The sequence below is a fragment of the Photobacterium jeanii genome (assembly GCF_001650345.1).
Classification (GTDB): domain Bacteria; phylum Pseudomonadota; class Gammaproteobacteria; order Enterobacterales; family Vibrionaceae; genus Photobacterium; species Photobacterium jeanii.
Window position 1 is genome coordinate 275,771 of sequence record NZ_LVHF01000029.1, and the last position, 16,585, is coordinate 292,355.

Annotated in this window: 10 protein-coding genes and 1 riboswitch; of the genes, 1 reads left to right on the plus strand and 9 read right to left on the minus strand. The window is 44.2% G+C overall.

Annotated elements, in window-relative coordinates:
* Nucleotides 1-15: 15 nt before the first annotated feature.
* The 6 genes from A3K86_RS16065 to A3K86_RS16090 all read right to left on the minus strand — a co-directional run bounded on the left by A3K86_RS16065 (nt 16) and on the right by A3K86_RS16090 (nt 11,330).
* Nucleotides 16-2,877, minus strand: a complete 2,862-nt coding sequence (locus A3K86_RS16065) for a C25 family cysteine peptidase (protein ID WP_068333362.1) — start codon at nt 2,875-2,877, stop codon at nt 16-18.
* Between the two features lie 939 nt (nt 2,878-3,816).
* On the minus strand, nt 3,817-5,208 hold the full coding sequence (locus A3K86_RS16070) for a serine hydrolase domain-containing protein (RefSeq protein ID WP_068333365.1): 1,392 nt from the start codon (nt 5,206-5,208) through the stop codon (nt 3,817-3,819).
* 126 nt (nt 5,209-5,334) lie between these two features.
* Nucleotides 5,335-6,339 carry an adenosine deaminase gene (locus tag A3K86_RS16075; RefSeq protein ID WP_068333368.1) on the minus strand — a complete coding sequence of 335 codons (1,005 nt, stop codon included), beginning with the start codon at nt 6,337-6,339 and terminating at the stop codon, nt 5,335-5,337.
* Nucleotides 6,340-6,438: 99 nt separating this feature from the next.
* Nucleotides 6,439-6,538: riboswitch (purine riboswitch) on the minus strand.
* A 55-nt stretch (nt 6,539-6,593) separates the two neighbouring features.
* Nucleotides 6,594-8,729 carry a molybdopterin-containing oxidoreductase family protein gene (locus tag A3K86_RS16080; protein WP_068333371.1) on the minus strand — a complete coding sequence of 712 codons (2,136 nt, stop codon included), beginning with the start codon at nt 8,727-8,729 and terminating at the stop codon, nt 6,594-6,596.
* Between the two features lie 38 nt (nt 8,730-8,767).
* A complete protein-coding gene (locus A3K86_RS16085; protein ID WP_068333374.1) occupies nt 8,768-10,270 on the minus strand; it encodes a Na+/H+ antiporter NhaC family protein in 1,503 nt (500 codons plus the stop codon).
* Nucleotides 10,271-10,457: 187 nt separating this feature from the next.
* The gene (locus A3K86_RS16090; protein WP_068333377.1) at nt 10,458-11,330 is read right to left on the minus strand and encodes a LysR family transcriptional regulator; all 873 of its coding nucleotides are present in this window, start codon (nt 11,328-11,330) and stop codon (nt 10,458-10,460) included.
* Between the two features lie 110 nt (nt 11,331-11,440).
* On the opposite strand from A3K86_RS16090, the gene A3K86_RS16095 reads away from it, so the two are divergent.
* The gene (locus tag A3K86_RS16095) at nt 11,441-12,070 is read left to right on the plus strand and encodes a LysE family translocator (RefSeq protein ID WP_068333380.1); all 630 of its coding nucleotides are present in this window, start codon (nt 11,441-11,443) and stop codon (nt 12,068-12,070) included.
* A 119-nt stretch (nt 12,071-12,189) separates the two neighbouring features.
* On the opposite strand, the gene A3K86_RS16100 is transcribed toward A3K86_RS16095, so the two are convergent.
* The 3 genes from A3K86_RS16100 to A3K86_RS16110 form a co-directional block, all read right to left on the minus strand.
* The gene (locus A3K86_RS16100) at nt 12,190-14,133 is read right to left on the minus strand and encodes a monovalent cation:proton antiporter-2 (CPA2) family protein (RefSeq protein ID WP_068333383.1); all 1,944 of its coding nucleotides are present in this window, start codon (nt 14,131-14,133) and stop codon (nt 12,190-12,192) included.
* Entirely contained in the window at nt 14,130-14,756 is a 627-nt protein-coding gene (locus A3K86_RS16105) for an NAD(P)H-dependent oxidoreductase (protein ID WP_107270348.1), read from the minus strand. The genes A3K86_RS16100 and A3K86_RS16105 overlap by 4 nt, the downstream gene beginning before the upstream one ends.
* A 168-nt stretch (nt 14,757-14,924) precedes the next feature.
* On the minus strand, nt 14,925-16,508 hold the full coding sequence (locus tag A3K86_RS16110; protein WP_068333389.1) for a methyl-accepting chemotaxis protein: 1,584 nt from the start codon (nt 16,506-16,508) through the stop codon (nt 14,925-14,927).
* Nucleotides 16,509-16,585: the final 77 nt, after the last annotated feature.

Here is a 16,585-nt window from a genome sequence, read left to right on the forward strand (position 1 = left end):
ATCAATAGTCAGCGATTATTGAACAATCATGGTATGCATTGATGATGAAGATTTACCTTTATCGTCAGTTACCGTTAATTGGAACGTCAATACTGCATTAGTAGCAGGTGTCAGTGCGTAAGCATAGCTGCTGTTTGGGTATGCAATTTCTGTTTTAGGACCAGAAACTTGGCTCCACTGATAGCTGCTAATCGTACCGTCTGGATCTGAAGATTTACGCCCATCCAACGCTGCCCATTGAGAGAATGAAGCCACTTGCTGCTTCGCCACGTGTGCGATTGGCGCTTTGTTGTTATCTTCATTCTTCGCTTTAACAACGATCGTTTGGATCGCAGAGTCAGTATTGCCCTGCTCATCTGTGATCGTTAGTTTAAACTTCAGTGTGGTACTGAAATCAGGCGTAATCGCATAAGCATAGCTTTTAGTTGCGTGATCAACGCGTACTTTTGGGCCTTCAACTTGCGTCCACTGATAGCGCACGTTAGTGCCTTGCTCGATAACAGATTGAGTACCATCAAGTGCTACCCACTGATAAGCTGGCGCAACTTGGCTTGCCGCTACTTTCGCTTTCAGTTCAGTGTTACCACCTACCGTAATGTTACCTTCGTAAGCTGTTGCGTTGTGCTCAGTCACTGTTACTGTCATTGACTCAGTCGGCGCAATGTCAAAGTGCGCAACACCGTTTTCATCCGTTGTTACAACATGAGATTGACCAGACTTCTCAACCAAGGCTACGCGTGCATCTTTAAGACGGTTGCCATTAGTTTCAACCACAACATCAAAGGCTGATTGGCTACCACTCTCCATGCTTTGAGGGTAAGTGACAGTCAGCTCTTGAGGACGATCAGTACGTAGTTCAAGTTCAGGATCACCGAACCAGCTAAAGAAACGAGCGGTTGATAATGCTGTACCGCGAGTGCCGTAATGACCAAATAAACGGTGCTTAGCACGGTTCATTGCCATGGCTGGGCGCCATGATACAGGGTAAATATCGCTCGACCAGTTACCGTCATAGTCATCCCAGAAGCTATCCATGATCGCTGCATGCATTAAATCGTTGTAGCCTGAGTAGCTCACGCGAACCGCACCAGTAAAGCCTACAGCACCACCATTCGGGTTACGCATCCAAGACTCAGCAAATGAGTCCTTACCATCGAACCAACCCGTTGCACAGTTAAGGCTGAAAACAACTGGCGACATGTTGCCATTGGCTAAACCATTTACTTCTGTCGCAGTGAAACGAGGATCAGCCCACCCCGAACCATCGGCATAACCGTGGTCACGGTGCATCACTAAGCTAACCCCTTGGTTAATCGCATTCGTGATTTGAACATGGTTACCGTTACCTTGGTTTTTCCACGCTTGTGGCACTACACTTGGTGGTAATACACGTGCACTACCGTAATCCCAGCCACCGTATTTCAGCTCTTTAGTTAGATCTGCATCCCACTGAAGCGCGGTGTGAATATTAAAGCCTTTGTTAAATAGGTCGCCACGACCCGCAAAGAAATCAAAATCAGGACCTAAGAAATCAGCTACGCGATGGAGATCTTCCATAAACATGCGGTCTGCTTTTCTGTTTCCGTCATTATCTTGATACTGACCGGCTAACAGAACGTCTTTGTACCGCTGAGAATCTGTAGGTGTTTTCTCGTAGTTAATTGTACGCGTCACCATGCTAGTGATTTGTGCTTCAGTATCACCCGGTAAACGACCTAACACTAAGTCAGGGTATTTATCATTACCGTCTACTAACGTGTACTCAAAGTCAGTATGCCACTTGTGGTTTGCACCGTGATAACCGTGACCTGTAATTTCCCAGCCAGGAATATCTTCATGATCACCAACAAATAGCACATACGAGGTCATCGTACCCTTGCTGTAAGAATCAGAGATGTACTTTTTGATGTCAGCTTGGGTATTACCCGTTTCCGTCACCGTTGCAACATGTACTTGGTAGCCTTTCTGACGCTTCCATGCCGCCAGTGGTTCAATCGCATCTTTGAAACGATCTGCGGTAATGATCAGGTAATCTGCTTTCTGTGCCGGTGTTAGTGCCGCATTATTTGGATTTTGCTTTCCCGCAGGCACAGCCGAAGCAGCTTGCTCTGCTTTGGAACGAATATCGAGCACAGCATTGGCTGGTGCCTCAAAGCCTAATTGATCTGCTCGCTTAGCACGCGAACCTTGGCTTTCGGATAGAACGTAATTAACGTGAAAACGTACTTTTTTTGCAAAGCGGATGGTTTTTGAGATTGGATCAAAATCCATTGGGCGATATGAAATTACCGCATAACTCTTACCGCGAACACGTACAGTTTCAACAACTGAAACAGGAGGCAATTGAGTATCTGCAACTAAACCGTATGCTTCTTCATCTTTAACGAATGGCATATTTTGGTCTGGACGAGTGCCATCCATTTCAACTACATCTGGGAAAGGTAATTGAACAGGATCAACAACAGTATCTTCAAACGTTTTAGACCATTCAACATCATCAATAATAATATCTAACTTCGCACCATCTGGAATACGAACCATTTGTTGGTAACCCGTCAGGTTCGGTTTACCCGGCTCTACTGGACCGCCGCCATCAGGTAAGATAATACGATCGTAAACATTACCATCCGCCATTTTCACTTTAGCCATAGTTAACGATGTTAATTTCGCTTCAAACATCGCTTTACTACTATCAACGCTTAATAATGAAAAATAAGGGCTGGCTTGTTCTTCATCTGCAATAGCTGCAACATCTGCAGCCAAATCAAAGTTGATAACGCGCTCATTAAAGATTGAAGCATCAACATGCTCCACTGCAAATGAGGAATTAGAAAATAACGCGAGAGTTAAGAGTAACCTCGTTTTATTTAATTTCATGATTGTCTCCTGTATGTGTTGTGTAATATTGCTTTTTTATGGAAATACAAAGCCATCAAAAGAGCGCAACGAAGATACGTTACACCTCTTAAGGCTTCGTTATTCCAAGACTTACTTGTGCCTCTTATTTTTTGTTTTATTGATTAAATAAAAAGCCAGGTAATTTTTATAAATTGTTATTATTTTAGACATAACAATTGAGTTATACGCCATAGGCATAAAGTGAACGTAAAATAAGGATCACCCCTTATAATAATGAATGAAACACGCAACTACCCACCCAAATCACAAAGCACCACACTATTGCAAGTCATTGTTTAGTATCAGGTAAATATGAAACTTTATAATTAAAAGCACCACATTATGAATGTAGTGATAGTTCCATCATTCTCAATTTCAATTAATTCATTTGTTATGTCTGATAATTTAGATATGTCATAAATATAGAAATAGATAGCAAAAATCTACATGCACACTCTGCTTTTGTAATACAAATGTGATATTACTCTAATAAATATTAGAAACGATCTTATTTAACTTGTTTATTTTGACTCAGTTAAAGAAGGTCAAATCAACAAAAAAATATTATTGAACCTATCAACAAAGTCATTTTAAATAATAAAGAGATACACTCACCACATTTATAATCTTAGGATTAATTTATAAAGCCAATCTCACACCTTCGCAAAGTAAAACGATTACAAGAAATACATAACCAATTCAAAAAACAGCTGAACTCAAAAATACTAAGCCACGATCTAGTACGTACTCTGTCATGTTCAAGGAAACATCGACACTGACTCAATGAATGAAAACCCTAAGTAAGTGGCATAAAAAAAGCCAACAGCAAAGCTGTTGGCTTACATAATCAATCAACACATTATCGAGACAAACTTAATATAACCAATAGCCAGTTAAGTTTGTTTGTACTCAAGCTCGCTATTTTACGTTCTGCGCCGCTTCTGCAGCAGTAAAGGCACCATCAATCACGTTAAAGAAAGTCGCAATCATGCTTGGACCAGATGCTTTACCAAAGCTCGAAAAAATAGAAAGCGTGTTACCTGTTGTCCAGTCAATCACATTGTACTGACCGTTTACACCAACCATCGCTGAAATCTTACGGCCGTTAATGTGTACCGTACGGAATTGGTTAGTATAAAAACCTTTAGGATCGGCAACTTGCTCTTGGTTATCTTTGTATGCCCATGCACTGCGAACTTCATCATTACCATCACGCACCGCATCAACAAACCATTTAGGCACTAACTGCTCACCTTTAAAGTTTTTACCGCCGTGAGACATAATCTGCGCCATCAACGCAAAGTCACGAGCGGTTGGGTTCACGCCTCCGCTATACGGCATACGCCCATGATTTAAGTCTGAATACACAGCAAGCGGAGTTTGAAATCCACCTTTAGTCCAAAGCTCAGTTTCCATGAACTCATTAAAGGTTTGTCCTGTCGCCTGCTTAATTGCACGCTCGGTTGCTAGGCCAAGGATTTCAGTGTTAACACACTTGTAGTTATAACCTTCACCATGAGCATTTCCTAATTTCACTTTATCGGCTAATACAGTGAGGAAATCTTCGATCCCATCTAAGCGACCATGTGCACCTTGCTTGTTGATCTGGTTACCATTTTCATCGGTATCAAAGCCGTTATAACCCGCAGCAAGAGGCATAGCCCAATCCCATGTTGACCACTCACCCATTGACCAATGGTAACCATTTTCATCATCGTATTTAGCATCAATGGTGCGCACACCCGCTCGCATATCAGCAAAGTGTTGCACTGTCGCACCTTCTAATGGCGAACCTTTGAATTCAGGGATCCATTTCTCGATAGGGTCACTCATATTCAAGTAACCTTTTTCCATCGCAATCGCAGCTGTCATCGCTGTAAATGACTTACCTGCTGACATTGCATGGTTTGCGGTATTGATATCAGTACCGTTCCAGTAATCTTCAGCCATGATCTTACCTTCACTATCCATGAGCACGAAGTTATGGATGTTGGCGCGATCACGCATAAAAGAATACAGATCCATCATCTTAGTACCACCAAATACCTGCACTTTAGTGATATCAACTTGGGTATCAGACGCCACCATTGGCGCTTTGTCTTTTGCATTATTCGCGATGTAAGCATGCTTATGGTAAAGATGCGCATCAGGATAAGTAAACGCGCCTAAGTGCGCCATTTCCCAATTCGCAATTCCTGCACCAAACTGATTCAAGCCAACTTCCACGTCCTTCACAGGCTCGTGATAGGTGACAGCATTAACATTAAACGCAGACATAGCTACAACAAGCGCAATAAGTGATTTTTTCATCTTGATACCCCTAAACGGTAACTGGGTATCGAGAACTCAACCCAGCAAATACTTCGATATTGAACACTTTACACAAAAGATACTTCAACATCAAACATTTCACTGGGGAGATATCAATTTAAGCCATCAATGCTTCGCTACATACATCTCTACTTGAGCGCGATAATTTGCTTTAAGTTCATCACTAATAAAGCTGCCGTTAATCGCATTAATCGTAAATTGTGCTAACTCTCGCTTACTCATTGGGTGTGCCTGATTTACCGCTAAGAAGTTATCCGTCATATAGCCACCAAAATACGCAGGATCATCAGAGTTAATGGTCACAGCAACACCTTTGCGAAGAAGATCGGCGATATTGTGTTGGACCATTTCATCGAAAACGCACAGTTTAATGTTAGAAAGCGGGCAAACCGTTAACGGCATTTTGCTTGCAATGAGAGCGTCCAGTAATTGCGGATCTTCAACGCAGCGAACACCGTGATCAACACGACTCACCCCTAACATCTCTACCGCATCCACAATATTCTGTGCCGGTCCTTCTTCTCCAGCGTGAGCTACAGTCAGTAAGCCTGCTTCTCTAGCTTGTTGGAATACACGCTTAAACTTCTCTGGCGGATGCCCTTGTTCGGAAGAATCTAAACCAACACCAATAATTTTATCTTGATGCTTAAGAATTGATTGCAATGTCTCTATCGCGCTTTGCTCTGATAAATGACGTAAAAAACACGCAATGATCTGCGAGGTAATGCCCAGCTTTTCACGCCCATCTTCCATCGCACGGTAAATACCATTAATCACAGTGTCGAAGTGAATACCGCGCTCAGTATGGGTTTGCGGATCGAAAAAGATCTCGGTATGAATAACATTATCAGCTTTGGATTTCTCCAAGTACGCCCACGTCAGATCATAAAAATCTTGCTCAGTAATCAGAGCATTAGCACCTTGATAGTAGATATCTAAGAAAGATTGTAGATCTTCAAACTCGTAAGCTTTACGCAGTGCTTGGGGGGATTGATATGGAATGTCGATGTTGTTTCGTTGCGCTAACTCAAACAATAACTCTGGCTCAAGCGAACCTTCGATATGTAAGTGCAACTCTACTTTTGGTAAACCCTGAATAAATGCGTTCATATTCTTATCCCACTATTGTTATGGCTATGGTGGATGCAATAACTCTAAGAATAGGAACAAATTGGAGAAAAATGAACGCCATTACAAAGAGTCAGATCCACGGTGATCTCAACTCTTCGTAATCAGCACTTTAAGGGAGCTGGTAGAGACCCCCAAACCATATCATTGGGGTTATACGAAGCAAACACCCAAAATTATACGGAAAAAATCAAGATTAGCTAGAGCTGGATAAATTGACCAAACACCATCAAGCGCTAACTCAACCGTACCGCTATCCCATTTATATCAAAACTTCCGGCTTCGCCCATGCCACGTTCATTAACATCGATTGACGTTAAAACATTATAGTTAGATGCAAATACTCCGCCTAAGGTTGCCTCGCCTTGTTCAGGATACCACCAGCTAAGATCGGCGACGGCGACATTCGGGGCTAGCTTGTCATCCAGCTTAAGTATTTGCTGAATTGCATGCCCATTAGCAGCCTCTATTGTCACCTTTTGCCCTTCCACTAAACCATATTGCAAGGCGGTATCAGGATGCACTCTAACCAAAGGTTGCGGCTCAGATTCACGAAGCTGAGTAATTTGACGACCGTGAGAAAACATATAATGTTTTGATTTTGCCGTTGTTAACCGCAATGGAAAGTCAGGGTTTTCTGGTATTGCTCTGTAGGTTGGTACTGCATCTTTCCCTAACTTTGCCAGTGTTTGGCTGTATAACTCAACTTTGCCACTAGCGGTAGGAAAACCTTGAGTAAGGTATTTTCGATAACGTTTCGGAGTGGTTTCTAGTGTTTCTTCAGGCGTAACGACTTGCTTCGCCCTTAACTTAGCAAAATCTAAGTCTGAGCTATGATTTGAAATAGCCGGATCGGCTCCCAAAAATGCATTCCAATATTGAGTTTCATCATGCGCTGGCATAACGCCCATCGCCGCACCAATATCAGCAATGATTTGGTGATCAGAACGGGCTTCACCGACTTGGCTCAATTTAGGTTGGAAGCGCACGCTGCCATCGTTACCTTGAGTTATCCCTTCGTATTCGAGAAAACTGGCTGCAGGGAAGACAATATCAGCCATCATTGTCGTTGGGGTCATAAACAATTCGGATACCGCCAAAAACTCAAGCCGCGAGAAAGCTTGGTGCACAGCATGCGTATCTGGCCAACTGAGCAACGCATTCGCCCCAACAATAAACCCAGCTTTTACTGGCTCTGCCCCGCCTTCCAATATCGCTTTAGTGATCCCTTGATTGGTTGCGCGGAAATATTCAGGGAGCACGGGCGTACCAGCACTTTTAGCTCTGTGCTCAGCAGAGATCGCATCGACATCGCAATCATCATAAGGCCAGCGACCAGAGATTAACGATGGTTCTTGGCTGCAGAATTGCCCACCAGGTACATCTAAGTTACCCGTTATTGCCATTAAGCAGGCGATAGCTCGATTTACCTGAAAGCTGTCAGCGTTATGATCTAACGCATTACCACTAACAATCACCGCAGGTTTTGCCTCTGCATACAGGCGAGCCGCAGCTTTAATTTCGATCGCGCTAAGCCCTGTCTCTTGGACTAATGCAGATAACTCATAATTTGCCACATGCTGTTTGAGCTCAGTAAAACCTTCACACCATTGCGCCACAAATTGTGCATCGTAAATCTGCTCTTCAATGATGACTTTCAACATGGCTAGTGCCAGTGCTAAATCACTCCCTGGTGTGAGTGGCAACCAGTGATCTGCCTTTTGGCTATGGCGAGTACATTGAGGGTCTATCGCAATAGTTTTCGCCCCCGCTTTAACCGCTATTTTCAATGCTTTGACATCGTTAAAACGCGTTTTGTATTTGTTCACACCCCACAGCAAAATGCATCGCGTTTGGGCACTAATGTCATGAGATGGGTTATAGCCTAAGGTATATTCCCGTCCAAGCTTGGTCGGTGCCCAACACACGGTTTCAGGACCTACAATATTGGCTGTTTTCATTCCATTTGCTAGGCGAAGTAATTGGGTATTAATAAAGTCTTTCGAATGACCATAAGCCATAAAGACACTGTTATTCCCCCACTGCTGCTGAGTTTGCTGTAGCTGCTTAGCAGTGTAATCAATCGCTTCTTGCCAGCTAATCGCTTGCCATTGCCCACTTCCCTTTTCACCCACGCGTTTAAGCGGTTGAGTTAATCGCTGTGGGTGATTCATAATTTCCAGCACATGGCGCCCTTTTCGGCATAACTGACCTCGCGACACAGGATCAGTTTTATCACCCATGACTTTCATTTTCCCGTCGGCTTGTTGAGAAACAATTAAGCGACAGCCACCACCACAAATATTACAGCTAGTATTGAACTGCTTATGTTGCTGCGGTGCCAATGGTTTGAAATCAGAGAAATGAAACATGGCTAACTCCTTAATATCCAGTGCTCTAACAGGGTAAATTAAGCCTTGATATCTGTTGTATTAGGCTCATAAGCCACTTCAACAGCAGGTTGGCTTAACGCAGCAATCTCACTTTCATCAGGCAAAGGCTCACTAGGATCTTGCTTGATCAATGTACGTCCCATCCCCACCAGCAATACAGACACAATTGGGGTCAGCCAGACATACACAGCATAAGGGGCATACACCAATGGGCTAACGCCTAAAGTGGCAGTCATGAAAGCGCCAGCTGTTGTCCAAGGTAACAACATGCCAGATGTCATCGAACCTTCACTTAGCAGGCGACTTAGCATTTCAGGTTTAAAGCCTCGCTCGGCATAAACGCCTTTGTAGAGCGAACCATTAAGGATCATCGAAAGATAGACTTCACTGGTGGTCACATTCCCCAACACACAAGTGCACAATGTGGTGAAAACCAAACTCACGTTACTTTTAATTTTTGGCAGAATGCGCTCTAGCATCACTTGAAGGAAATGCGCTTTTTCCAATAACCCGCCCATGCAAAGAGCGATGAAAGCAAGCGAGAACGTCCACATCATGCTTTGAATGCCACCGCGCATCAGCAGCTTATCAGCAAGTTCATGACCTGTTGCGTGAGTAAAGCCATAATTCAGCGCGGCAAAGATGTCAGTAATACTATTTTGCTGCACGAACCCAGCTACGAGGCCGCCCACTACCACACCGCAGAACAAGGCAATTTGCGATGGAATTTTGGCAAACGTCATCGCCAAGGTGATCACAATCGGTAATAACACCAAGATGTTCATGTTAAAAGCTTGGCTTAAGGTGGTTTGTAATTCAGTAATATGCCCTGTGCCGCCCGTTTCTGTTCCTACGTACAAGGTACCCATAAAGTAATAAGCAACGGTTGATAACAGTAAGACCAAGCGATTCACTTTACCTACGGCTTTTAAGTGATTACTTACTGTAGTGCCAACGGTGGCTGACGCTAGAATAGTCACGTCGGATAAAGGCGATAAGTTCACCCCGAAAACGCCACCTGAAATGATCATCCCAGCAATCACTGGAAGCGGCACACCCAAGCTGATCCCCATCCCAATTAAAGCAACACCAATGGTAGAAGCTGCGCCCCAGTTAGTGCCGGTAGCATACGTAATACCGCAACACACCAGAAAACCCGCAGGCAAGAAAAAGGCAGGTGAGACAATATCGAGCCCGTAATAAATCAACGCAGGGATCGTACCTGCTAAGATCCACACCCCAATGATCATGCCGATCAATATAAATGCGAACATCGCACCGGTGGCGTTTTTAAGGCTCTCCCCCATGATCTCTATTTGCTTGTCGAGGTTGTAGCCACAGCGCCAGCAAAACAACATTGTCAGCACAACAGAGATGATCAGAAGAATGTGGACATCAAGGTGAAAAACCAAGATGCCAACAATTAACGATAGGGTAATAAATGAGAGTAAGAATACCGCTTCACCAAAAAAGGGGCGTCGGATATCTTCTCTTTGATTAAGAGATGAACGGCTTTCCACAATAGCTTCCACTTCAGTAAGATGAATGGACGCATTGTATTAATCAACTGATTGAATACCGTGAGGTAAGCCATTGTTTTAGGATGAATTAGGACCTTTGATAATTCTTGTAAGCAATATCACTAGCACTCATGTACCCAAAAACTACTCAATAATTCATTTCAGTGAGCAATTTCTCATTATGAGTTTATGACTGTCTATTGGGTACACAAGCTTTCAAATTGTGTTTTAACCAAGCCACAAATTCAGCTTCGAGCTCATCGAGTTCACGGTTTTCGCTCAATAGAATATACTTATGCCCCGATAACTTAAAACCAAACGGCGCCACCAAATTTCCACGTTTCAAATCATCGACCACCAAGGGATAAGAACCCAAAGCCGCCCCTAACCCATCAACCGCTGCTTGAAAGCAAAAATAGAAATGGGCAAAACTCTGATGACCACTTCCAAATTGATCACCTTGTATTTCACTGGTTAACCAATGATCCCATGCGTGAGGACGAGTATCACTGTGTAAAAGCTTTATCTGCGACCAATCATCTTTAACTAACTGCCAATATTCAGGAGAAAATACAGGCCCAACCCACTCATCTACCAATAGCGTTTTGTTGTAATTGTGAATGTCTTCAAAGTCATCACGTCGTATCGCTAATGATAAGCCCGTCATCCCCAATGTCACAGGTCCGCCTGCCGTGGAAAGCCTAACATCAGCATCGGTTTCACCATGAAAGTCAGCTAATCTTGGCATTAACCACCGCATGGTTAGCGTCGGCTCACAAGACACTTCAAGGCACTGATTATTGAGTTGCTGCACCTTGGTGACTCCCACATCTAACGCCTGAAATGCTTGCGCTGTATACGCTTTCAGTAACTCACCTTCTTGAGTTAGCAGTACATTTCGCCCTTGACGATAAAATAACGGACGAGAAAGATAATCTTCCAGCACTTTGATCTGCTTACTCACCGCACCATGGGTAATGTTGAGTTTTTGCGCAGCTTGAGTGTAACTTGCGGAAGAAGCCGCCACATGGAAAACATGAAATGCTTTGAGATGTCGCATGTGTGAATTTATCTCACAGGTTGTTGGCGTTTATTTCGATTATAGTCGTGCCGTTATGCTCTTACAATGCAGGAAATTGATATAACAACGACAACTCAATGGGAGCAATCATGGAATTTATCAGTCTTGCCATACTTGGCATACTCATCGTTATTAGTCCGGGAGCGGATTTTGTCTTGGTGTTAAAAAACAGCCTTAATAAAGGGCGAACAGCAGGGATTTGGACTGCCTTAGGCGTGAGCTTGGCGATATGCGTGCATATCAGTTACTCGCTACTGGGGATCAGTTACCTAATTTCACAAAATGAATGGTTATTTAATGGCATCCGCTATGCTGGCTCTGCTTATTTGATCTACCTTGGGATCAAAGGCATCTTGGCCGCTGGTAGCAACGATCAAGCCGATCACACTCCATCACATCCAAGCACTCAGCAACAAAGTATTAAGCCACATCGCTATCTTGCTCAAGGCTTTTTATGTAACGTGCTCAACCCAAAAACCATGTTGTTCTTTCTTAGCATTTTCAGCCAAGTGATCTCTCCTGACTCGGGCACTTACAGCAATGCGTTAATCTATGGCGTGTATATGATCGTATTGCATGGGATTTGGTTTAGTGCAGTCGCAATGCTATTCACTTCCCAAAGCTTGCAGCAAGGCTTATTGAAAATGAAAAAGCGCATCAATCAATTGTGTGGTGCCGGACTCATTGGCTTTGGCGCTATGCTATCGCTCAAAGCTTAAGATAAAAAAGCGCGCACCGTTATTTGTTCAGATAACTCAAACATTCTCTACAGAACGTCTTAGCTCTTCCTCAAATTAACGGTGCGCCTTAATCTATTGACAGTAGACGACAAGCCTAGCTAACTGGCTTGTGGTTGCTCTGAGTCATCCTCTTCAATAATTTCAGCATAGCCTTTTGGTGGTGGTGTCCAACCGCGCTCAGACCGCGCATGTTTATCACTACGATCGATTTTCATCTCTTCCGCCATCACTTCTTCAAGACGAACAAACAACTCACGGTAGTTATTATCAAAGCGTTCTTCTTCTGAACCCGCTTCCCACGCTGCATAAAGCTTGTCAGATTTACGGTCTTCAACCCGCTTATAGGTGAACTTTTGCTGTTCAATATAAAACGGGTGTAGCCCCATGGCTTTCATCGCATGACCACCTATCTCTAAGGCTGAATGATAAGTTTCAGACTCTATGATATCCGCACCCGCTTGGCGAAGTAGATAACCATGACCACGATCGAAGGCACGAGCGATAACCTTAACTTTCGGGTAGGTGTGCTTAACGTATTTGACCAGTTCAATACTGTGCTCTTGATGATCAATCGCAACGACTAATGCGGTGGCATGTTCAATCCCTGCGGTATGCAGTAAATCAGGACGAGTCGCATCACCAAAATAAGCTGGCAACCCAAACTGTCTTACCGTATCAACTTGATTAGCTTGATGATCCAAAACGACGGTTTTGACGCCATTCGATGCCAATAGGCGATTAACAATTTGTCCGAAGCGACCAATACCAGCAATGATCACTGTGCCATGCTCATCGATAACGTCTGTTTCACGATCGTTAGAACTTTGTTCAAAACGAGGCAAAATCACCTTATCAAACAAGATAAAGAGCCCCGGGGTTAGGAACATCGACAATGCCACCACTAACGATAAAGTTTGCGCGATCTCAGCTGGAATAACATGGTTTTGCAGTGAAAAGCTCAGCAGCACAAAGCCGAACTCACCCGCTTGTGCCAAGCTCAAGGTAAACAGCCAACGATCGCTACCTTTGATACGAAATATCAACGCTAGCGCAAACAACACAAGGGCTTTCACCACCATTACACCAAACGTCAGAGCAATAATGACAGCGAAGTCGTTAAACAGTACCGAGAAGTTAATACCCGCACCTACGGTGATAAAGAACAAGCCCAATAACAAGCCTTTAAACGGATCAATATTCGATTCTAATTCATGACGAAATTCACTGTTCGCCAACACCACGCCAGCCAAGAAAGTACCTAACGCAGGCGATAAACCGACCAAACTCATCAATGCAGCAATACCAATCACCAGCATTAATGCGGTCGCGGTGAAAATCTCACGCAAACCAGAACTGGCAACAAAACGAAACAGCGGACGACTAAGGAAGTGACCACCCACTACCACGGCAACGATTGATCCTGTTATCACTAAGCCGTATGCCCATCCCGGTAGCCCGGCAACCAAACTGAGTTCTTCATGGTGTTCTGCCGCTTGTGCCACTGCACTTTGCGCCTGCGCAACCAATTCGGGTAACGCCAATAATGGGATGAAAGCCAGCATTGGGATCACGGCTATATCTTGGAATAGCAACACTGAGAATGCATTTTGCCCACCTTCCGTTTTGGTTAATCCTTTTTCATTAAAGGTTTGCAGCACAATCGCGGTCGATGACAAGGCAAAGATCAAACCGATAGTGAGCGCTATTGTCCAAGGTTGTCCAAAGAAGAGAGCTACGGCCATAACAACGGCTGCCGTGCCACCAACCTGTAAACCGCCTAGCCCCATCAAACGGTTACGCATCGCCCACAACATTTTAGGCTCAAGCTCTAGACCGACTAAGAACAGCATCATCACTACACCAAATTCAGCAAAGTGCTGGATCGTGGTGGTTTCTTCACCGACTAAACCAATAATAGGGCCAATCACAACCCCAGCGATGAGATACCCTAAGACCGAGCCTAACCCTAAGCGTTTGGCGATAGGCACTGCGATAACAGCAGCAACAAGATAAACGAAGGCTTGTAGAAAAATGCTGGTCATTTCACTGCCTCCGCTTGGTTATGGAGCGATTCTAGGTAGTAATTTAACTTAGGTTGAATAGCCGCGACTTCACGTTCGATCACGCCAGTTACCAGCTTTTCAAGCAAATCGCGCCATTTATCAACATGAGCGGGGATCCGATTTTCTTCCAACGCCGTTCGAGAACCAAATAGTGCAAAAGGCGGCAGATAATGCATTCCGGTTAGACCTGCCATTTGTTCCAGCGGATACAACAATTCTCGAATCGTAAAATGGTTATAACCATCAGCATGGTAAGCCTCTGCTTTACCACCAGCAGTTAACGCACAAAAGAAGGTTTTTCCTTCAAGGGCATGTCCGTCAGTACCGTAGGCAAAGCCATATTCCAATACTAAATCTTGCCACTCTTTCAAAATTGCCGGGGTGGAATACCAATACAAAGGGAATTGAAAAATAATCACATCGTGCTCAACCAAACGTTGTTGCTCACGGTCGATATTAATGTTGAATGTAGGATATTCGTGGTAAAGGTCGATGACGGTAACACCTTCAACCTGCTTAGCGGCGTTATAAAGCGGCTTATTCACTTCAGAACGATGTTGCGATGGGTGGGCAAACAGCACCAATACCTTCTGACTCATAATCTTCCTTAAAAAACACTGAGAAGTTGTTCTTATCATTGCTTCTATATTAGGCGAACGAATCAAAAAAGGAGTGAATCAGTTAGCATTACTCAAGGTTAGGCGCAGAAAATAAAAAGCCCCGACGCTGTGAACATCGGGGCTTAATCAAATATTTTAGCGACAGCTACATTAGCTTTGGAACTGGCGCATTAAGCGGCTAAGTCCTTCAAGGCGCTCAACCAAACGCTGGGTGCTTTCTACAGAGCGATCACTAACCGATGATGTTGCAAAAGAAAGCTCGTTGATGTGTTCAACGTTACGACCGATTTCATCCGAGACACCCGCTTGCTCTTCAACGGCAGCTGCGATCTGGTGGCTGTTATCAGTCACACGGTTTAGCATTTCGTTGATGCGTGTTAGTTGATCACCTGTCTCAAGTGCGCGCTCACGACATTGCTCAGAAAGCTCACCACCGCGCTCAACCGCATTAACGGCTTGCTCTGCCGTTTGCTGAAGGTTGGCAATCATTGCCTGAATTTCTTCAGTCGAAGTTTGCGTTTTCTGCGCAAGCGAACGTACTTCATCAGCAACAACCGCAAAGCCACGCCCTGCCTCACCAGCACGTGCAGCTTCAATCGCAGCATTAAGTGCTAGCAAGTTTGTTTGATCGGCAATTGAGCCAATCACATCCAAAATACTTTCGATCTGACGGCTACTGTCAGAAAGCGCATTAATTACGTCTTTCGAATTATCTAACTCGCTGTGAAGCGCTTGCACTGAGTCAATCGTTGCCGATACATGGTGTTGACCATCTTCCGACATCGACTGTGCTTGTGATGTCAGTTCAGATGCTTGGGCTGCACTTTCTGCCACTTCACGAATAGACGAAGTCATCTGCCCCATCGCAACACCAACATGCTCGGTCGCTTCAGTTTGGCGCGCTAGGTTTGTTTTGATCTCTTGTGAATTAGCACGTTCATCTTCCGCTGAAATCAAAATATCAGACGAAGTTTCACTGGCACGGCCAACAATCGCACGAAGCTCTGCTTGGCGCATACGAAGTGCAAGCTCTACCGCCGAGTAATCATCTTTACGGCCGGTATAAACCGCTTCCATTAATGGGTTATCGTAAGCTTGTGCCGCTAACTGATTCACCTGCGCCTGACGTTTACCCATCACACCCGATAAACCAAGCGCTATCGATGAAAGAGTAAGCATACCAATAGAGGCGAAACTAAAATCAGAAGCAAACATTTGATAGCCAGCCAAACCCGTTACAGCTAACAATAAGCCAGTTAAAATTTGACCTTGGCGTAAACGAGGACGATCTGCGATGCCCGCTTTTTCGCCTTTTTGTAGCTTGCTGTAAATCTCAGTAGCGCGATTAATTTCATCACGATTAGGGCGACTACGTACCGATTGGTACTCCACAATCTGACCACGCTCATCGGTGATAGGCGTTACAAAAGCCGATACCCAATAGTGACCACCGTCTTTACAACGGTTCTTTACAATCCCCATCCAGCTTTTACCCGATTGAATGTATTGCCATAATTGGGCAAACGCAGCTTTCGGCATATCTGGATGACGAACAAGATTATGAGGCTGACCGAACATTTCATCAGCTTGATAGCCTGCTACATCGCAAAAATGTTGGTTAGTGTAAGTAATGTGGCTCTGCGCATCGGTTGTCGAAATCAAATTGATTGACGCTGAATACTCACGCTCTTTTCCTTGAGACGTGATATCCATCTGAGGCTTTGTTTGACTCATGTTCGCCCTTAAAAAATACAGCAATCAAATACCGCACAAGAATAGCGGCATATTATTATTCTTTGAAGAAGTGTGAT